19 protein-coding genes and 1 tRNA gene are annotated in these 19,182 nt (G+C 35.1%); 13 read left to right on the top strand and 7 right to left on the bottom strand.

What is annotated here, in order from left to right:
* Positions 1–93 precede the first annotated feature (93 nt).
* The 3 genes from L1S35_RS02740 (at position 94) to L1S35_RS02730 (ending at position 3,162) form a co-directional block, all read left to right on the top strand.
* Positions 94–366, top strand: coding sequence for a hypothetical protein (locus L1S35_RS02740; RefSeq protein WP_236396345.1), 273 nt, complete (start codon positions 94–96; stop codon positions 364–366).
* A 94-nt stretch (positions 367–460) separates the two neighbouring features.
* Positions 461–2,500, top strand: a complete 2,040-nt coding sequence (locus L1S35_RS02735) for an ATP-binding protein (protein ID WP_236396344.1) — start codon at positions 461–463, stop codon at positions 2,498–2,500.
* An 8-nt stretch (positions 2,501–2,508) separates the two neighbouring features.
* Complete coding sequence (locus L1S35_RS02730) at positions 2,509–3,162, top strand: response regulator (protein WP_236396342.1); 654 nt, start codon at positions 2,509–2,511, stop codon at positions 3,160–3,162.
* Between the two features lie 171 nt (positions 3,163–3,333).
* Here the strand turns inward: L1S35_RS02730 and thiL are convergent, their stop codons facing one another.
* From thiL to L1S35_RS02715, 3 genes are all read right to left on the bottom strand, one after another.
* The gene (thiL, locus tag L1S35_RS02725; RefSeq protein WP_236396339.1) at positions 3,334–4,383 is read right to left on the bottom strand and encodes a thiamine-phosphate kinase; all 1,050 of its coding nucleotides are present in this window, start codon (positions 4,381–4,383) and stop codon (positions 3,334–3,336) included.
* A 126-nt stretch (positions 4,384–4,509) separates the two neighbouring features.
* Positions 4,510–6,306, bottom strand: coding sequence for a translation elongation factor 4 (lepA, locus tag L1S35_RS02720; RefSeq protein WP_236396337.1), 1,797 nt, complete (start codon positions 6,304–6,306; stop codon positions 4,510–4,512).
* Between the two features lie 105 nt (positions 6,307–6,411).
* On the bottom strand, positions 6,412–7,485 hold the full coding sequence (locus L1S35_RS02715; RefSeq protein ID WP_236396335.1) for a YihY/virulence factor BrkB family protein: 1,074 nt from the start codon (positions 7,483–7,485) through the stop codon (positions 6,412–6,414).
* 142 nt (positions 7,486–7,627) lie between these two features.
* On the opposite strand from L1S35_RS02715, the gene dusB reads away from it, so the two are divergent.
* Positions 7,628–8,620: a tRNA dihydrouridine synthase DusB gene (gene dusB / locus L1S35_RS02710; protein ID WP_236396333.1), complete on the top strand. Its 993-nt coding sequence runs from the start codon at positions 7,628–7,630 to the stop codon at positions 8,618–8,620.
* Here the strand turns inward: dusB and L1S35_RS02705 are convergent.
* Positions 8,617–9,816: an ABC transporter permease gene (locus tag L1S35_RS02705; protein WP_236396331.1), complete on the bottom strand. Its 1,200-nt coding sequence runs from the start codon at positions 9,814–9,816 to the stop codon at positions 8,617–8,619. The genes dusB and L1S35_RS02705 overlap by 4 nt on opposite strands.
* A gap of 108 nt (positions 9,817–9,924) precedes the next feature.
* Positions 9,925–10,317, bottom strand: a complete 393-nt coding sequence (gene rbfA, locus L1S35_RS02700) for a 30S ribosome-binding factor RbfA (protein ID WP_236396329.1) — start codon at positions 10,315–10,317, stop codon at positions 9,925–9,927.
* A 199-nt stretch (positions 10,318–10,516) separates the two neighbouring features.
* Here rbfA and mce point away from each other — a divergent pair, with 199 nt between their 5' ends.
* The 3 genes from mce (at position 10,517) to L1S35_RS02685 (ending at position 11,497) form a co-directional block, all read left to right on the top strand.
* On the top strand, positions 10,517–10,918 hold the full coding sequence (gene mce / locus L1S35_RS02695) for a methylmalonyl-CoA epimerase (protein WP_236396326.1): 402 nt from the start codon (positions 10,517–10,519) through the stop codon (positions 10,916–10,918).
* Positions 10,919–10,989: 71 nt separating this feature from the next.
* Positions 10,990–11,063, top strand: a tRNA-Ile gene (locus tag L1S35_RS02690).
* 215 nt (positions 11,064–11,278) lie between these two features.
* A complete protein-coding gene (locus L1S35_RS02685) occupies positions 11,279–11,497 on the top strand; it encodes an Fjoh_0651 family PID-CTERM protein (protein ID WP_236396325.1) in 219 nt (72 codons plus the stop codon).
* A 34-nt stretch (positions 11,498–11,531) separates the two neighbouring features.
* Here L1S35_RS02685 and L1S35_RS02680 read toward each other — a convergent pair whose 3' ends face one another.
* Positions 11,532–12,122, bottom strand: coding sequence for a riboflavin synthase (locus L1S35_RS02680; RefSeq protein ID WP_236396323.1), 591 nt, complete (start codon positions 12,120–12,122; stop codon positions 11,532–11,534).
* Between the two features lie 60 nt (positions 12,123–12,182).
* Between L1S35_RS02680 and pdxA the strand changes: the two genes are divergently transcribed.
* The 6 genes from pdxA (at position 12,183) to accC (ending at position 17,193) form a co-directional block, all read left to right on the top strand.
* Entirely contained in the window at positions 12,183–13,229 is a 1,047-nt protein-coding gene (pdxA, locus tag L1S35_RS02675; protein ID WP_236396321.1) for a 4-hydroxythreonine-4-phosphate dehydrogenase PdxA, read from the top strand.
* 85 nt (positions 13,230–13,314) lie between these two features.
* Positions 13,315–13,854 (top strand): YceD family protein, encoded by a 540-nt coding sequence (locus L1S35_RS02670; protein ID WP_236396319.1) that lies wholly within the window; start codon positions 13,315–13,317, stop codon positions 13,852–13,854.
* Between the two features lie 9 nt (positions 13,855–13,863).
* Entirely contained in the window at positions 13,864–14,058 is a 195-nt protein-coding gene (gene rpmF, locus L1S35_RS02665; protein WP_159689777.1) for a 50S ribosomal protein L32, read from the top strand.
* 157 nt (positions 14,059–14,215) lie between these two features.
* The gene (locus L1S35_RS02660; protein WP_236396316.1) at positions 14,216–15,205 is read left to right on the top strand and encodes a beta-ketoacyl-ACP synthase III; all 990 of its coding nucleotides are present in this window, start codon (positions 14,216–14,218) and stop codon (positions 15,203–15,205) included.
* 77 nt (positions 15,206–15,282) lie between these two features.
* Positions 15,283–15,762 carry an acetyl-CoA carboxylase biotin carboxyl carrier protein gene (accB, locus tag L1S35_RS02655; protein ID WP_236396314.1) on the top strand — a complete coding sequence of 160 codons (480 nt, stop codon included), beginning with the start codon at positions 15,283–15,285 and terminating at the stop codon, positions 15,760–15,762.
* Between the two features lie 84 nt (positions 15,763–15,846).
* A complete protein-coding gene (accC, locus tag L1S35_RS02650; protein WP_236396313.1) occupies positions 15,847–17,193 on the top strand; it encodes an acetyl-CoA carboxylase biotin carboxylase subunit in 1,347 nt (448 codons plus the stop codon).
* A gap of 17 nt (positions 17,194–17,210) precedes the next feature.
* On the opposite strand, the gene L1S35_RS02645 is transcribed toward accC, so the two are convergent.
* Positions 17,211–19,151, bottom strand: coding sequence for a S9 family peptidase (locus L1S35_RS02645; protein ID WP_236396311.1), 1,941 nt, complete (start codon positions 19,149–19,151; stop codon positions 17,211–17,213).
* Positions 19,152–19,182 lie beyond the last annotated feature (31 nt).

Genomic DNA, 19,182 nt, shown 5'->3' with positions numbered 1-19,182 from the left:
TTACATCGTGAAAGTGTCCCATTGCCTCAAATCAATTAAAAGACACACACAACAAAAACGAAATAAAACATTAACACATAAAAGTCTCAAATTATGAAAAAATTAGCAACAACATTCGGATTATTAGCTTTAATGCTTGTAGTCACGTCATTTACAACTCCAACTATTGGTGGAAGAGGTGGATTAGGAACAGGTGACTATACTGACATCGGAGGAAGAGGTGGATTAGGAACAGGTGACTACACTTTCATCGGAGGAAGAGGTGAATTAGGAACTGGAGGTTTTGATATCGGAGGAAGAGGTGGATTAGGAACCGGTGACTATACTTACATCGGTGGAAGAGGTGGATTAGGAACAGGAGATTAATTCAATTAAAGAATATTTTTTATAAAGTTTAAAAAACTAGTGATAATTTTCACTAGTTTTTTTTTATATATATTTGTTCAAAACATTTTTGGCGTTGAGAAAAATATATTTTTTAATATTCTTCACAGTCTTTTTATATAATTGTAATAATCATGGGGATAAAACTTTTGAAGACAATTATATTCAAAAGACAAATACTTATTTAACGAAAATTATAAATTCTAAATCAGACGAAGAAGCATTAAAATTAAATGATACTGCATACAACACGATTATTAAGGCAAAAAATTCTCCCGATAAAAGAAATAGCTTAAATCGAATAATAGACAATTATTTTCAATTAGGGAGGTGGGAGGAATACAAAACATCTTCACAGAACCTACTTAAGCTTTCATTGATTTCAAGTGATAGTATTTATATTGCAAAATCTCATCGATGCCTCGGGAACTATTACTTTAATGAAAATGTTCTTGACAGCTCTTTCTATCATTATGTTAAATCTGAAAAAATATACAAAGGTGCTGACAAAGGTAGTTATGGGATTGTTCTATTAAAAAAGGGAATTGTTCAGCTAAACGCTAATGATTTTTTGGGAGCAGATTTATCGCTAAGAAAAGCATATAGTATTTTAAATAAAACAGACGACTATCAAAGAATTTATGCAGCTTTAAATGGGTTGGGAGCTGTTGCTTCCGAATTAAAAGAATATAGTAGAGCAATCTCCTATTATAATAAGGCGTTAGAGGCAATTAAAAAAGGTAATTTGCAAACAAATGAACATCAAGAGGCAAATACTTTAAACAATTTGGGATTGGTCTACAGTGATTTAAAAGATTATAAAAAAGCAATTAATGCTTATACAAAAGCTCTATCTAATATTAAACTCAAAAACCAAAATCCTGGATTATACTCCATAATTATTGATAATCTTGCATATTCAGAACTAAAGTCAAATAACTTTGTCAATCTTCCTGGTCTCTTTTTCAAATCACTTGATTTTAAAAACGAAAGCAAAAACCAAAGCTCAAAAGTGGTAGTTTATATCCATCTGTCTGAATATTTCTCACAAATTAAAGATACTGCGAAAGCAATACAATACGCAAGGCTGGCATTAGATGGTTCAAAAAAATGGAATATTCCTATTTTTAAAATAGCATCTTTAAAACAAGCAGCAAACGTTGACAAAAATAGATCTGTTCAATATTCTGATGAATACATTAGAATTAGTGATAGCCTACAAATTGCAGAACGAAATTCTAAAGATCGTTTTAGTAGAATTCAATTCGAAACAAAGGAAATCATTCAGCAAAACGATGTCCTCGAAGATAGAAACAGAAGACTACTTTATATTTTCGTAATAACCTTTATTTTAGTGGCATTACTATTTATCGTAAGAGCACAAAGAGCCAGAACAAGAGAGTTGTTATTTAAGCAAGCCCAACAAAAAGCAAATGAGGAAATTTTCAATCTCATGATGTCGCAACAATCAATCATTGATGAAAGCAGAAATAAAGAAAAGAAACGCTTGGCACAAGACCTTCACGATGGTGTTTTAGGAAGAATGTTTGGATTGCGTTTAAACCTCGATAGTTTGAATTCAAGCACCGATCCTGATGCACCTCAAAAAAGAAACGAGCTGTTAAATGAGTTAAAAACTATTGAACAGGATATTCGTGAAATTTCACACGACCTGAATAGAGAAAAATTGGTTTTAATTAATAACTTTGTTTCAATCGTTCATAATTTATTAGAAGAACAAAAATCTTCGCACGAAGCCGAGGTAACTTATCATATTGACACATCGATTAATTGGGATAAAATCGGGAATGCTATCAAAATTAATATGTACCGTATTTTGCAGGAAGGATTGCAAAACATTAATAAATATGCCGGCGCTAAGAATATTAAAGTAGATATTAGTGGAGATTCAGAAAATGTTTTTCTAAAAATACAGGACGACGGAATCGGTTTTGATGTCAACAAAAAAAGCAAAGGAATCGGGATGCAAAACATGATTTCCAGAACCAATGACTGTAACGGAATTATAGACATCACTTCTAAAAAAGATCACGGAACATCTATTGTAATTACTATACCTATAGAAATCAAACAACCAATTGAACAAACAGTATGACAAAATCAATGAACATATTAATAGTAGATGATCATCCCTTTATAATTCAGGCCTATAAAAATGCATTAGATAAGTATAGCCAACAAGGATATGAGTTTGATGTTACACAGGCAAACAACTGTAAATCAGGTTATGAAAATATTGTTGATGGGAAAAAATCTTTTGATGTAGCTTTTTTTGATATCAGTATGCCCGAATATGCTGAAAAAGGAATTTACTCAGGCGAAGACTTAGCAACTCTAATGAAAAAAGAAATGCCGGATTGTAAGGTTATACTATTAACGATGCATACGGAATTGCTTAAAATCAATAACATTATCAAAAATATTAACCCAAACGGATTGATTATCAAAAACGACCTTACTTTTGATGAATTGATTTTTGCCTTTGATAAAATCATCAATAACGAAAGCTACTACAGTCAAACGGTTATCAAATTAGTAGGTCAAGCTCAATATAACAACATCGAATTGGATGCCTTCGATAAACAAATTTTGTTTCATTTATCAAAAGGTGTAAAAACTAAAGATTTGCCACAATACATTCCGTTATCCCTTAGTGCCATTGAGAAACGTAAACTCAACATCAGAGAAATTCTTGAAGTAAAAGGCGGAAGTGATATCGATTTAATTAATGAAGCCAAAACAAAAGGTGTCATTTAACGATTATGCGGGAAACCGTAACAACGTTTTTGTCTACATCGCGTAACTTAGCTGCATGATTTTAGGGTTACCTGTAGACTAGAGTAGTAGAACTCAAAAAACTACTCTATTTACATGATTTAGGGGGAAAGCGATACTGTAAAAAGTATCGCTTTTTTTATTTTCATGGAATTATTCTTCACTCAACGCATCCCAACCACGAGCTTTTAATGGAATTTTAGTGTTAGCTCTTGTAATCAAATGAATGCCTTCACTTTCTTGTGTCAAATGCCCGATTACGGTAAAATTTGGATTGGCTTTTATCTTGTCAAAATCTTCTAAAGCTATCGTGAACAACAATTCGTAATCTTCGCCACCATTAATGGCAACGGTTGTTGAATCAATATTGAATTCTTCGCAAACATTTATAAATTGTGGATCTACCGGAATTTTTTCTTCGTATAAATTACACCCAACTTTACTTTGCTTGCAGATATGAATAATCTCCGAAGACAAACCATCCGAAATATCAATCATCGAAGTTGGCTTTACTTCCAGTTTGTTTAATAATTCTCGAATATCATGTCTCGCTTCAGGCTTTAGCTGACGTTCTATCAAATAAGAATAATTATCCAAATCCGGTTGATTGTTCGGATTTACCTGAAAAACTTGCTTCTCACGTTCCAAAACTTGCAATCCCATATAAGCCGAACCTAAATCACCTGTGACAACCAACAAATCGCCATTTTTCGCGCCATCACGATAAACAAGTTCACCTATAGTGGCTTCGCCAATTGCCGTAATTGAAATAATTAATCCTTTTTGAGACGAAGTTGTATCGCCACCAATAACATCTACATTATAAAATTTAGCCGCCAAAGCAATTCCATCAAATAATTCCTCTAAAGCTTCCAACGGGAAACGATTGGAAACTGCAACCGAAACCGTTATTTGTGTCGGCATAGCATTCATTGCACATATATCAGATACATTTACTACCACAGCTTTATAACCCAAATGTCGTAAAGGCATATATGATAAATCAAAATGCACACCTTCTATCAATAAATCGGTAGAAACAACAACTTTTTTATCCTTAAAATCCAAAACAGCAGCATCATCACCAATGCTTTTTAAAGTAGATGCTTGTTTTACATCAAAATTTTTCGTCAAATGGTCAATCAAACCAAACTCTCCCAATTGGGAAAGCGACGTTCGTTGTGGAGTTTTGTCTTCTAGCATTTTTTCTAAGATTCTAAGGTGCAAAGATACTAAGGTTCTAAGGTTTATTCCAACAAAAAACCTGACTGCTTTACAATCAGGTTTTTATTTAATCCTCTCTCAGTACTTTAGTGTCTTAGCGTCTTTTTAATCATTCAATTTCAAAACCGCCATAAACGCTTCCTGAGGAATCTCTACGTTTCCAACCTGACGCATACGTTTTTTACCTTTTTTCTGTTTCTCCAAAAGTTTACGTTTACGCGAAATATCTCCACCATAACATTTGGCAGTAACATCTTTTCTCAATGCTTTGATAGTTTCACGAGCAATAATTTTTGCTCCAATCGCCGCCTGAATCGGAATATCAAACTGTTGTCTTGGAATTAATTCACGCAATTTTTCAGTCATTTTTTTACCGATATTATATGCGTTATCTTCGTGAATCAAGGCAGAAAGCGCATCAACAGTTTGCCCGTTTAATAAAACGTCAAGTTTGACTAATTTGGAAGTACGCATTCCAATCGGAGAATAATCAAACGACGCATATCCTTTTGAAACCGTTTTCAATCTATCATAAAAATCAAATACAATTTCTGCCAAAGGCATATCAAAGTTTAATTCAACTCTTTCTGTCGTTAAATAAGTTTGATTGGTAATCAATCCACGCTTTTCAATACACAAACTCATTACGTTACCCACAAAATCAGATTTGGTAATAATAGTTGCCTTGATAAATGGTTCTTCAACTCTGTCCAATTTTGAAGGCTCCGGCAAATCAGAAGGATTGTTTACAACCAAAGCTTTTTCCGGCTCTTTTTTGGTGTAAGCCAAATAGGAAACGTTCGGAACCGTAGTAATTACGGTCATATCAAACTCACGCTCCAATCGCTCCTGGATAATTTCCATATGCAGCATTCCCAAGAATCCGCAACGGAAACCAAAACCTAAAGCGGCTGAACTTTCCGGCGTAAATACCAACGAAGCATCATTCAATTGCAATTTCTCCATCGAAGAACGCAAATCTTCATAATCTTCAGTATCAACAGGATAAATTCCGGCGAAAACCATTGGTTTTACATCTTCAAAACCAACAATCATATTGGTTGTCGGTATTTTTGCATCCGTAATGGTGTCACCAACTTTAACTTCTTTTGCTTCTTTAATTCCGGATATCAAATAGCCAACGTCACCCGTAGAAATCACGTCTTTCGGGACTTGGTTGAGCTTAAGTGTACCTACTTCATCAGCAAAATATTCATTATCCGTTGCCATAAATTTAATTTTCTGGCCTTTTCGGATTTCGCCATTTTTCACACGAAAAATAACTTCAATACCACGAAACGGATTGTAAACCGAATCAAAAATCAATGCCTGTAAAGGCTCTTCTTTGGTTCCTTTTGGAGCCGGAATTCTTTCGATAATGGCCTCCAAAATCTTATCAACGCCGAAACCGGTTTTACCCGAAGCATGAATAATTTCATCAAGCTTGCAACCAAGCAAGTCAACTATGTCATCGCTGACTTCTTCAGGGTTCGCGCTTGGCAAGTCAACCTTATTAAGTACAGGGATAATCTCTAAATCATTCTCCAAAGCAAGGTATAAATTCGAAATGGTTTGCGCTTGTATGCTCTGAGCAGCATCAACAATTAAAAGTGCTCCTTCGCAAGCCGCAATCGAACGAGAAACTTCATACGAAAAATCCACGTGTCCCGGAGTATCAATCAAATTCAGAATATAATCTTCACCTTTATAGTTATATTCCATTTGAATCGCGTGACTTTTTATCGTAATCCCACGTTCGCGCTCCAAGTCCATGTTGTCAAGCAATTGCGCCTTTTCTTCTCGGGCAGTAACGGTTTGCGTCGCTCCTAACAGACGGTCAGCCAACGTACTTTTGCCGTGGTCAATGTGTGCAATAATGCAAAAATTTCTAATGTTCTTCATCTTCGTAAATCTGTCAATTTTTGGGCAAAATACGCCCGCATTTAATCGGCAAATATAAGGCAAAGTTTTGATTAAAAAGGTAGTGTGGCGAAATTCAGTAAAAAGCTATTTTTCTTCTCCTTTTTTGGCTTTTGGTTTAGTCTTAATTGTTGATTTATCTGCGGATTTAGCCACTGTTTTCGCCTTTGGTTTTGGTTTTGGTTTTGGTTTCTCCTCAGGTTTTACAATAACTTCTGCATCCGGTTTTGCAGTGTCAGGAAGAATAACAACATCTCTTTCTTTTTCGAACTGCTCAACATACACAGCATAATCCGCTGGTTCAATTCGAGCTCCCATATATTCAGCATAAACCCTTGTAAATTCTGCACCAAAATACAATATTGCAGCAGTATAATATACCCAAACTAAAATCACAATTAATGAGCCCGCAGCTCCATAAGCTGAACCAGTGCTGGTATAATCAATATAAATTCCAATCAAAAACCGCCCAAGCATAAAAAGACAGGCCGTAAAAAAGGCTCCGGCTCTAACATCTTTCCAGGCAATTTTCGCATCGGGCAAAAACTTAAAAATTACTCCAAAAAGTGTCATAATAACTGTAAAACTTACTACTATGTTTACAATCTGAAAGACTATAAGTGTAACATCAGGGAAATACCCTTTGAGCCATTCGCTTAATGCTAACAAAGCGCCGTTAACTACTAGTGAAACGATTAGTAAAAATCCGAGGCCAACAATTAAGGAGGAAGAAAGCAGTCTGTCGGAAAGAATTTTTAACCAACCGCGTTTTGGTTTTGCTTTTACTTTCCAGATGATATTAATGGATTCCTGAATGTCTACAAAAACACTTGTTGCACCAATAATCAAGGTGATACCACCAATGATAACAGCCATTGTTGTTTTTCCGGAAAGCTCCATATTCTTGATAATATCCTGAATTTGAGTGGCTGCCTCGTTTCCGATAAGGCCATTTATTTCACCAAAAACTTGTCCCTGAATAGCGTCACGTCCAAAAAAAATGCCTGCTAATGAAATCATTAATAATAAAAGAGGCGCTAACGAAAAAACAGTATAATACGATAGAGAAGCACTTAATTTCAGTCCACGATTATCCAGAAAACTGTCAAAAGTATCTCTTAAAATTCTGAAAGCGGCATGCCAAGTGATTTCTGTTTTCATTAAGATATGTAATGAACAAAGTTATTTCATTTATAACAAAAGAAATTATACGATTATGCCTTTTACTTGTATAATTCAGTGGGACATGGACCTTGATTTCTGTTTTAATATAAAAATTGTAATTTTGCCCAAAAATTAAAGCATGCCAAAAATCGGCAACATAGAACTACCTGATTTCCCGCTATTACTTGCGCCTATGGAAGACGTGAGCGATCCACCATTTCGCAGATTGTGCAAATTGCATGGTGCCGATTTGATGTACTCCGAATTTATCTCTTCAGAAGGGTTGATTCGTGATGCCATAAAAAGCAAAATGAAATTGGATATTTTCGATTACGAAAGACCAGTCGGAATTCAGATTTTTGGTGGTGATGAAGAGGCGATGGAAATGTCAGCTAAGATTGTTGATGCCGTTCGCCCTGATTTGGTTGATATTAATTTTGGTTGCCCGGTAAAAAAAGTAGTCTGCAAAGGTGCTGGCGCGGGAGTTTTAAAAGATGTCGATTTGATGGTGCGTTTGACAAAAGCTGTAATCAAAGGAACTAATCTTCCCGTAACGGTAAAAACAAGATTAGGTTGGGATGAAAGTTCCATCAATATTGATGAGGTTGCCGAACGACTACAGGATATTGGCGTGCAGGCTTTAACGGTTCACGCAAGAACTCGTGCTCAAATGTATAAAGGCCATTCTGATTGGTCACATATTGCACGAGTGAAAAATAATCCAAGAATCACAATGCCAATTTTCGGTAATGGAGATATAGATTCTCCAGAAAAAGCATTGGAGTATAAGAATAAATTTGGTTTAGACGGAATGATGATTGGCCGTGCTGCAATAGGTTATCCGTGGATTTTTAACGAAATCAAACACTACTTCAAAACCGGAGAACATTTGGCACAACCAACTATGGCAGACCGAATAGAAGCAGCCCGAAATCACTTAACCTGGTCAATGGATTGGAAAGGAGAACGCGTCGGAATTGTAGAAATGCGTCGTCATTATACCAATTACTTCAAAGGAGTTTCTAATTTTAAAGAACACCGATTAAAATTAGTAACGCTTGAATCGGCTGAAAGTTTGTTCAAAGCTTTAGATGAAATTCAGGAAATTTATTCTGATTATCAGTTTGTTTAATCCAACAATTTTTTAGTCACACGACTGCTCGCAATTAAACTTGAAATAAAACCAAGCGCGACAATAGTTCCAAAAACAATCAATACATTTTGAACGCTGAAAACCACAGGATACGCCAAGGAGTCGGTAATCATGACTAATTCGAAATGCTGCTGAATCAATACTATTATTATCCCCAAAACCAATCCGATAATTCCACCAATAATCGTCAGTAAACTACCTTGAAGCAGGAATATTTTCTTTAAATCTTTGACTTCGGAACCTAAATTGAAAAGTGTTTTCAGGTTGCTTTTCTTGTCTAAAATCATCATGATTAAGGCACCAATCAAATTGAATAATGCAATAATAATCACCAATGTAAATATTAAGTAAACAGCAATATTCTCTGTATTCAGCATCTTATATAAGGTAGCGTTAAGTTGCGCTCTGTTTTTTATTACTACTTTGTTATCGAAAACAGCATTAAGTTTTTCTATAATATCAGCCTCATTGGCGTTGGATTTCATCTTAATTTCAATTGCAGAAACCTGATTGTGGTTGTATTCCAATAAATCCTGAGCCAAAGTTAAATCGGCAAAAACATATTTACTGTCCAAATCTTCGCTAATAGCATAAATTCCAACCGGAATCAAAACCGATTTATTAAAAGCCTCAGCCTCACTTTCGATAACGGCTTTTCCTTTTCGAGGCACATACACTTCAAAATCATTATTGAAATCAAAAAGGCCAAGCGATAATTTTTGGGTGATTCCGTAACCAACTACCACTTCAGCGGTTTTGTAGCGAAGCCATTTTCCGTTAAAAAGATTTTTAGAAACAGCATTGATTTTAGAATAGTTAGCATCAACACCTTTTAAGTAAGTCACTTGTTCTTTTCCGTCAAAAAAGAAAAGCACGCGTTCTTCAACTACTTTACTGTAAGAAACAACTCCATCAATTGCTGCAATTTCATTTTCCTGTTTTGGAGAAATAGAAAAAGTCTTTCCCTCAACCGGATTAACTTTTAAATCGGGATCAATAGTATTGGAAAAAGATAAACTAAAATCACGCAAGCCGCTGAAAACCGAAAGAACGACAAACAAAGCGAGCGTTCCAACAATAATTCCCAGCGATGCAATGCCTGTAATAATATTGATAGCATTGTTTTTACTTTTGCTAAAAAGATACCTTTTGGCTATGTATAGCGGGAAATTCAAATTATACTTTATTATTGGTTTTTGGAAAAAATGTATTGTTTATGGTATAATTTGGAATTAAAAAAATAAAAGTTCAAAATGGACTTTTATTTTTTAAATGCCTCAAAATTAAAATTTCTTGCGTTTTTCTAAAAGGTCACGATTCTCGATAGGATTTTCTTTTCCTGACAACGCATTGTCAATCTTCTCGATATAATCCAAAGAGTCATCAATATAAAAAGAAAGGTTTGGAACTTTTCGTAATTGCAATTTTACACGTTGTGCTAAATCGTGCTTAATCAAAGGCGAATTGGTTTTTATCGCAGCCATTAATTCGGGCGCTTTATCCTGCGGGAAAACACTCAAATACACTTTGGCAATAGACAAATCAGTAGTCACGCTTACTTTAGAAACCGAAATCACCAAGTTAGAAATTCCGTTTTTACGTACTTCGCCCTGCAAAATATCTACTAAATCCTTTTGCAGCACACTGCCAATTTTCTTCTGTCTGTTCGTTTCCATGAGGCAAAAATACAACTTTTTGAGTTGCAAAGTTACAAAGTAGCAAAGTGTCAAAGTTTTTTAGGAGCTGTTTCCGGCTATCCGCTATATCTTTTTCTGGCTTTACAGCCAAAAAAAGGATGCCGCTTCTATCCGGGCTAATTTTCGAAATCTTTACCTTGAACTTTGTAACTTTGCTACTTTGTAACTATAAAAAAAAATGAAAAAAATTGAGCACATCGGAATAGCCGTCAACAGTTTAGAAATTTCCAATTTACTTTTCGAAAAACTATTTGGCAATCCTCCATACAAACAGGAAGAAGTCGAAAGCGAGGGTGTAAAAACCTCTTTTTTCATGAATGGTCCAAATAAAATAGAACTTCTCGAAGCTACAAATTCCGAAAGTCCAATTGCTAAATTCCTCGAAAAAAAAGGAGAAGGTATTCATCACATTGCCTTTGATGTCGAAAATATTGTGGCAGAAATTGAACGACTAAAAAAAGAAGGATTTATTGTTTTGAACGAAACACCCAAAAAAGGAGCCGATAATAAACTAGTTGCTTTTTTACATCCAAAAGGGACAAATGGTGTCCTTATTGAACTTTGTCAAGAAATCAAATAAAAACACTTGTTTTGAATAAAAAATAGTGCTAATATTGCAACCTCAATACAGTTTTGGCTTTATTGAAATCCGGTCCTATAGCTCAGTTGGTTAGAGCACCTGACTCATAATCAGGTGGTCCTTGGTTCGAGCCCAAGTGGGACCACAATAAAAAGACTTCGTTACGAGGTCTTTTTTGTTTGTTGTGAAACCAACGAGTTAAAAAAAACGTTTATGTATATAAATTAGTTGGGTTTTATGAATGTGAATACTGCCTTATCCATAGAATCAAGGTTTTTGCAGTTTAAATTTTAATTAACTTTGTCGATTAAATATTTAATTTATTTTGGTAAATAGATTTTTTTTATACTTTTACGCACTATGAAAATTGTCCCGAATAGATTTTTTATCATTCTGGCTGTGTTTTTCTTGTCAGTAACAAGCGTGTTAGCTGACCCAGGACCACCGCCGCCATCAACACCGCCACCGCCACCAGGACTGCCTTTGGATGGTGGAATATTTATTTTGGCACTACTTTCAATGTGTTTTGGAATTTATAAATTGAATAAAATAAGAAATATTAAAAAAGCTTCAAATTAATTTGAAGCTTTTTATTTTCCGCAAGTTTTATGGTTTATCGATTTAAAGTATGTAATCGAGCAACGTATTTTCCCACAACATCAAACTCAAGATTAATCTTGGAGCCGATTTTAAAATTTTTAAAATTTGTATGCTCAAAAGTATAAGGGATAATTGCCACACTAAATTCATTTGCTTTAGAATTTACAACAGTCAAACTCACGCCATTTACCGTTATCGATCCTTTTTCGATGGTAATGTTGTTTAAAGTACTATCGTATTCAAAAGTAAAATACCAACTGCCTCCGGCTTCTTCAATAGATTTGCAAACTCCTGTTTGGTCAACATGCCCTTGAACAATATGACCGTCTAGCCTGTCGCCTAACTTCATTCCGCGCTCTAAATTTATTAAATCGCCAATTTCCCAAGCTGCTAAATTTGTCTTTTCAATAGTTTCTCTAATAGCAGTTACAGTATACTCGTCATTGTTGATTGCTACTACAGTCAGGCAAACACCATTATGAGAAACACTTTGGTCTATTTTTAATTCATTTGTTATAGTAGAAGAAACAGTGATGTTTAAATTATCATTATCTTTTTTTAAATCTTTTATTATTCCAAGGGTTTCAATTATTCCTGTAAACATTATGGTTTTATTTTACTAAATTTGCACTTCAAAATTAGCAATAAATAATCAGTACTTTTTATGAAAAAAGCAGAAAATATAATCGTTGGAATTTCAATAGGAGATTTAAACGGTATTGGAAGCGAAGTAGTTCTTAAGACTTTTGACGACTCAAGAATGTTAGAACTTTGTACACCTGTAATTTTTGCGAACGTAAAAGTGATGTCTTTTATTAAAAAAGTATTAGAATTAGAAACACCACTTCACGGGATTGATCAAATAGATCAGATTGTTTTGGGAAAAGTTAATGTTCTTAATGTCTGGCGTGAAAGTGTCGATTTAAATTTTGGAACAAACGATCCGGCTGTCGGCAAATATGCTATTAAATCATTTGTTGCCGCAACAAAAGCTTTGAAAGAAAATCAAATAGACGTCCTGGTTACGGCGCCAATTAATAAATACAACATCCAATCGGAAGAATTTAAATTTCCGGGACATACCGATTATTTAGATAAAGAGTTAGAAGGAAATGCATTAATGCTGATGGTTCAGGATAATTTAAGAGTTGGTTTATTAACCGACCACATTCCTGTAAATGAGGTGGCAAAACATTTAACAGAAAAGCTAATAGTTCAAAAAATTGAAACTATAAAACAGACTTTGGTACAGGATTTCGGAATCAACAAACCAAAAATAGCTGTTTTGGCATTGAATCCTCACGCCGGCGACAATGGTGTAATCGGAAAAGAAGATGATGAAATAGTAAAACCGGTCATAAAAAAATTATTTGAAAAAGGAACCTTGGTTTTTGGTCCTTTTGCAGCAGATGGTTTTTTTGGCAGTAGCCAATATAAAAAATATGATGCTGTTATTGCAACCTATCACGACCAAGGATTAATTCCATTCAAGACATTGTCATTTGGAGGCGGAGTAAATTATACAGCAGGCTTGAATAAAATCAGAACTTCTCCTGATCATGGAACCGCTTATGAAATTGCCGGAAAAGGAATTGCCGATTATAATTCATTCAAAGAGGCAGTTTATACAGCTATTGATATCTATAATTCGAGAAATCAATACTTGGAAATGAGTAAAAATCCTATGAAAACAAAGGAAAAGCAGTTATAAACAAAAAAATGTTTATAAGCGTATTGGATTTGCAATAATTTTATATCTTTGCGCTCCGAAACTTTGGGCTCAAATTGTTGTTTAGATGAAAAGTACGAATGAATATTTAATCCCTTTCATAGGGTTAAAAATAGGTAAGCATCACTTTGAGTATATTGTAGAGAAAAAGTTCTTTGATCAATTTAGTTTTGATGAATTTGAAAGCTGCACTGTAAAGGTAAATGTTGTTTTAGAAAAAAAAGCAACAATGCTCGAAGTCAGTTTTGCTCACAAAGGAACCGTTAATGTTCCTTGTGATTTGACAGGTGAACAATTTGATTTACCTATAAAAGGGAAAATTAATCTGGTAGTTCAGTTTGGTGATGAATTCAACAATGATAATGAAGAATTGTTAATTCTGCCACATGGTGAACATCAAATAGATTTGGCACAATACATTTATGAAATGATTGTACTTTCTATTCCGCCAAAAAGAGTTCATCCCGGAGTTAAAGATGGAACTCTGCAAACTGAGGCATTGAAAAAATTAAATGAGTTGCAGGTTAAAGACGAAGAAGTAATAAAAAAAGAAGAAGAAATTGACCCGCGTTGGGACAAATTAAAACAACTATTAACGGATAAATAATATAGTAAAATGGCACATCCTAAAAGAAAAGTTTCGAAAACGAGAAGAGACAAAAGAAGAACACATTATAAAGCAACTGTTGCTCAAATCGCGACTTGCCCAATAACTGGAGAAGCACATTTATACCACAGAGCTTATTGGCATGAAGGTAAAATGTATTACAGAGGACAAGTAGTTATTGATAAATCAGTAGCTGTTGCCTAAGTAAAGTTTTTTACAAAACTAACTCTCACTTTGTGGGAGTTTTTTGTTTTAAAGAAAATTAATAAATATCCCATCCTAAAATACCTTAGGTATAATTTTTTTTTGTAATTTCAACAACTTTTCATTTTTAAAAAGCGGAAAGAAAAATATCCAATTTATGAATAAAATTACAGCCGCAATAACCGCAGTTGGAGCATATGTCCCAGAATTTGTACTCTCAAATCAAGTACTGGAATCAATGGTAGAAACCAATGATGAATGGATTACTACCCGAACAGGAATTAAAGAAAGAAGACTTTTAAAAGAAAAAGGAAAAGGAACTTCTTTCATGGCTATAAAAGCAGCACAAGATTTAATTGCTAAATCTAAAATTAACCCCGAAGAAATAGATTTGGTTATAATGGCAACAGCTACACCAGATATGCCGGTAGCTGCTACCGGAGTTTATGTTGCAACACAAATCGGAGCTGTAAATGCTTTTGCTTACGACCTACAAGCTGCCTGTTCAAGTTTTTTATACGGAATGTCAAATGCCGCAGCTTATATTGAGTCAGGCAGATACAAAAAAGTACTTTTGATTGGTGCCGATAAAATGTCTTCGATTATTGACTATACTGATAGAGCTACTTGTATTATCTTTGGAGATGGTGCAGGAGCGGTTTTATTTGAACCAAATTATGAAGGTCTTGGTCTGCAGGATGAGTTTTTGAAAAGCGACGGTATTGGTAGAGAATATCTAAAAATTGATGCTGGTGGTTCTATTCTTCCTACATCAAAAGAAACGGTTGAAAATGGCCAGCATTTTGTTTTTCAGGATGGTAAAACAGTTTTCAAATATGCTGTATCAGGAATGGCAGATGTAAGTGAGAAAATAATGGAACGTAATAATTTAACCAAAGACGATGTGAATTGGTTAATTGCGCACCAGGCAAACAAAAGAATCATTGATGCCACTGCTAACAGAATGGGTGTTGATGAAGAAAAAGTATTGGTAAATATTCACCGTTACGGAAATACAACTTCAGCAACTTTACCATTGCTATTGAGTGATTTCGAAGATAAATTTAAAAAAGGAGATAATTTAATTTTTGCAGCATTTGGTGGTGGATTCACTTGGGGTTCTATCTACTTGAAATGGGCATACTAACACTCGAGGCGCAGCCGAACTGTTTGGAGCGCAGCGAAAAAAACAATAAACTAAACTAATTCTAAAAACAACTAATTATGGATTTAAAAGAAATTCAAAACCTAATCAAATTTGTATCCAATTCTGGAGTTGCAGAAGTAAAGCTGGAAACAGGAGAAGTAAAAATTACTATTAGAACTACATTAGAAGGAAACTCACCAGATATCACTTATGTGCAACAAGCACCGATACAACAAGCTGTAGCCGCTCCAGCTGCTCCTGCACCGGTTGCTGCTGCACCAGCTGCACCAGCCGCTGCCGCTGAAGACAACTCAAAATATATTACTATAAAATCACCAATGATTGGAACGTTCTACCGCAAACCATCACCAGACAAACCAGTCTTTGTTGAAGTTGGAAGTTCAGTTGGGAAAGGAGATGTGCTATGTGTAGTAGAAGCAATGAAATTATTTAACGAAATCGAAGCTGAGGTTTCAGGAAAAATCGTTAAAATTTTGGTTGATGATATGTCACCGGTTGAGTTTGACCAACCATTATTCTTAGTTGATCCATCATAATATTTTGAAATTCCAAACAATCAAAATACAAATTCCAATATTGGATTTTGGGATTTGGAATTTGTAATTTTAAAATTTAAAAAGATGTTTAAAAAAATATTAATTGCCAATAGAGGAGAAATTGCACTTCGTGTAATTAGAACCTGTCGTGAAATGGGCATTAAAACGGTAGCAGTATATTCTACTGCCGATGCGGAAAGTCTGCACGTAAAATTTGCAGATGAAGCCGTTTGTATTGGTCCTCCGCCAAGTAATTTGTCCTATTTAAAAATGTCTAATATTATTGCCGCTGCCGAAATTACAAACGCAGATGCAATTCACCCAGGATATGGTTTCCTTTCAGAAAATGCTAAGTTTTCTAAAATTTGTCAGGAACACGGAATCAAATTCATCGGTGCTTCGCCCGAAATGATTGACAAAATGGGAGACAAAGCTTCAGCAAAAGCTACTATGAAAGCAGCCGGAGTTCCTTGTGTTCCCGGTTCTGACGGTTTATTAGAATCTTTTGAGCAGACTCAAAAATTAGCCAAAGAAATGGGCTATCCTGTAATGCTTAAAGCAACAGCCGGTGGTGGTGGAAAAGGAATGCGTGCCGTTTGGAAAGAAGAAGAACTTTTAAAAGCTTGGGAAGGTGCCCGACAGGAATCAGCCGCAGCTTTTGGAAATGACGGAATGTACATGGAGAAACTGATAGAAGAACCACGCCATATAGAAATTCAGGTTGTTGGAGATTCATACGGAAAGGCATGTCACTTATCCGAAAGAGATTGTTCGGTACAACGTCGTCACCAAAAATTGACAGAGGAAACTCCGTCACCATTTATGACCGATGAATTGCGTGACAAAATGGGTGAAGCTGCTGTGAAAGCTGCAGAATTTATCAAATATGAAGGAGCAGGAACGGTTGAATTCCTTGTAGACAAGCACAGAAATTTCTATTTTATGGAAATGAACACACGTATCCAGGTAGAGCATCCAATTACGGAACAGGTTATTGATTACGATTTGATTCGTGAGCAGATATTAGTAGCTGCCGGTGTGCCAATTTCAGGTAAAAATTATTTACCTCAATTGCATTCAATCGAATGTCGTATCAATGCTGAAGATCCTTATAATGACTTCAGACCTTCACCGGGGAAAATCACGGTTTTGCATGCGCCAGGTGGTCACGGAGTACGTTTAGATACGCACGTTTACGCAGGTTATACCATTCCGCCAAACTATGATTCGATGATTGCCAAGTTGATTACAACAGCTCAAACCAGAGAAGAAGCTATTAACAAAATGAAACGAGCTTTGGATGAGTTTTACATCGAAGGAATCAAAACAACCATTCCATTCCACAGACAATTGATGGACGAACCGGATTATGTTGCCGGAAATTATACGACCAAGTTTATGGAAAGTTTTAAAATGAACGATCCTGAATAAATAAAAAAACCCAACTTTTAAGTTGGGTTTTTTGTTTTTGAATCAACGGGTAATGTTTCCTTTAACCATTTGAAGAATTCACGTTGCCAAACCATTCCGTTTTGCGGTTTTAAAACCCAATGGTTTTCTTCCGGCAAATAAAGCAAACGACTTTTTATACCACGAAGTTGTGCAGCCTGAAATGCCTCTTGTGCTTGTCCAATTGGCACACGATAATCTTTTCCGCCTTGAATAATAAGAATTGGCGTGTTCCATTTATCTACAAAGTTTATCGGATTGAATTCGTTGTACGCCTTTTGAGCAACTTTATTGTTCTTGTCCCAATAGGGTCCGCCAAAATCCCAGTTGTTGAAGAATACTTCTTCGGTTGTGCCAAACATACTTTGCGTATTAAAAACGCCATCATGAGCGATAAAAGTTTTAAAACGATTGTTGTGAATTCCGGCTAAATAGTAAGCAGAATAACCACCATAACTAGCACCAACACAACCCAAACGCGCTTTGTCAACATAACTTTCTTTAGACACATCGTCAATTGCTGAAAGATAATCGTCCATTACCTGTCCGCCCCAATCTTTAGAGATTTGTTCGTTCCAGGCTTGTCCGTGACCATACATTCCTCTTCTGTTTGGTGCTACTACAACATAACCTTGTGAAGCCATCAAAGAAAAATTCCAACGGAAAGAATAGAATTGTGTTAATGGAGATTGTGGTCCACCTTGACAATAAAGTAGTGTTGGATATTTTTTAGTTTTATCAAAATTTGGAGGAAGAATTACCCAAACCAACATTTTTTTGCCATCGGTTGTAGTTACATATCTTCGCTCGAATTTTGGCAAAGCCAATCTAGAATAGGTTTCGTCATTGACTTTTGTTAGTTGTGTAAATGTTTTTTTCTTAAGGTTATAGGAATAGATTTCCACAGCGTGATTCATATCCGTTCTGGAAACGATTACATTATCGCCTGAAAAACCTACGATATCATGAACATCAAAATCGCCCGAAGTAACTTGTTTTACCATCACAGCAATTTTGGTTAAACCAGGAAAATTAACTTCAAATAATTGCAATGTGCCATCAACAGCTGCCGTGAAATAGACTTTTTTTCCATCAACACTCCACTTAAAACTCTCCACAGATCCGTCCCAATTAGCAGTCAGATTCATATTCATTCCTTTGAAACTAACTATAATATCGTTTTTATCCGCTTCGTAACCATCACGTTTCATTTGCAACCAAGTCAAATCACCATTTGGAGAAAAAGCCGGGTAAGTATCATAACCGAGGTTGTTTTCAGTTAAGTTTTTTGTGGTTTTTGTTTCGATGTCATATTCATACAAATCAGTATTGGTTGATATTGCGTAAGCTGTTCCAAATTTCTTTTTGGAAACATAAATAATGCTCTTGCCATTTGGTGACCAAATATAATCTTCATCTCCACCTGAAGGTTTTTGTGGCGAATCGTATGGTTCATCTTTCATGATGTCAAACGGAGTTGAATCACTTCCATTGTTTAAACCATAAAAAACATGATTGTGCGTCCCGTTATTCCAAGTATCCCAATGACGATAATCTAATCCATCATAAATTTGTGCTTCAGATTTGTCTAATTCAGGATAGAAATCTTTGCCTAAAACATTTTCGGTTTTAACTTCTTGAGATGATAAAATGTACTTTCCGTCAGGAGAAATATTTTTGTCTGCAATTAAATTTTTAGTTTCAGCTTCTTGAACTTCTACAGCTTTACCACCAATAACAGGTATAGTATAGAACTTAGAATTAAATTTGTTTTCATCTACAGCAGGAGTTGAGACTTTATAAACAATTGACTTTCCGTCTTTAGAAATTCCAAGAGCGGAAACTCTGCCAAGTTTCCATAAAGTTTCAGGAGATAAAACTTGTTGCGCTGATGTTGTTAAACTCATTGTGATAATGGTTAAAAAAAGTATTCTCTTCATTGTTTTATTATGATATTTTAAAGCGCCAAAA

Origin of the sequence: Flavobacterium anseongense, from assembly GCF_021608185.1 — a bacterium.
Lineage (GTDB): Bacteria > Bacteroidota > Bacteroidia > Flavobacteriales > Flavobacteriaceae > Flavobacterium > Flavobacterium anseongense.
Note: the sequence above shows the minus strand (reverse complement) of the source record. Positions and strands in the feature narration are given on the sequence as shown.

Bases quoted from the DNA above. Each gene is read 5' to 3' on its own strand.
- L1S35_RS02740 (WP_236396345.1), top strand. From the start codon at position 94: ATGAAAAAATTAGCAACAACATTCGGATTATTAGCTTTAATGCTTGTA.
- L1S35_RS02730 (WP_236396342.1), top strand. From the start codon at position 2,509: ATGAACATATTAATAGTAGATGATCATCCCTTTATAATTCAGGCCTAT.
- thiL (WP_236396339.1), bottom strand. From the start codon at position 4,383: ATGCTAGAAGACAAAACTCCACAACGAACGTCGCTTTCCCAATTGGGA.
- lepA (WP_236396337.1), bottom strand. From the start codon at position 6,306: ATGAAGAACATTAGAAATTTTTGCATTATTGCACACATTGACCACGGC.
- L1S35_RS02715 (WP_236396335.1), bottom strand. From the start codon at position 7,485: ATGAAAACAGAAATCACTTGGCATGCCGCTTTCAGAATTTTAAGAGAT.
- dusB (WP_236396333.1), top strand. From the start codon at position 7,628: ATGCCAAAAATCGGCAACATAGAACTACCTGATTTCCCGCTATTACTT.
- rbfA (WP_236396329.1), bottom strand. From the start codon at position 10,317: ATGGAAACGAACAGACAGAAGAAAATTGGCAGTGTGCTGCAAAAGGAT.
- mce (WP_236396326.1), top strand. From the start codon at position 10,517: ATGAAAAAAATTGAGCACATCGGAATAGCCGTCAACAGTTTAGAAATT.
- L1S35_RS02685 (WP_236396325.1), top strand. From the start codon at position 11,279: ATGAAAATTGTCCCGAATAGATTTTTTATCATTCTGGCTGTGTTTTTC.
- L1S35_RS02680 (WP_236396323.1), bottom strand. From the start codon at position 12,122: ATGTTTACAGGAATAATTGAAACCCTTGGAATAATAAAAGATTTAAAA.
- pdxA (WP_236396321.1), top strand. From the start codon at position 12,183: ATGAAAAAAGCAGAAAATATAATCGTTGGAATTTCAATAGGAGATTTA.
- L1S35_RS02670 (WP_236396319.1), top strand. From the start codon at position 13,315: ATGAAAAGTACGAATGAATATTTAATCCCTTTCATAGGGTTAAAAATA.
- rpmF (WP_159689777.1), top strand. From the start codon at position 13,864: ATGGCACATCCTAAAAGAAAAGTTTCGAAAACGAGAAGAGACAAAAGA.
- L1S35_RS02660 (WP_236396316.1), top strand. From the start codon at position 14,216: ATGAATAAAATTACAGCCGCAATAACCGCAGTTGGAGCATATGTCCCA.
- accB (WP_236396314.1), top strand. From the start codon at position 15,283: ATGGATTTAAAAGAAATTCAAAACCTAATCAAATTTGTATCCAATTCT.
- accC (WP_236396313.1), top strand. From the start codon at position 15,847: ATGTTTAAAAAAATATTAATTGCCAATAGAGGAGAAATTGCACTTCGT.
- L1S35_RS02645 (WP_236396311.1), bottom strand. From the start codon at position 19,151: ATGAAGAGAATACTTTTTTTAACCATTATCACAATGAGTTTAACAACA.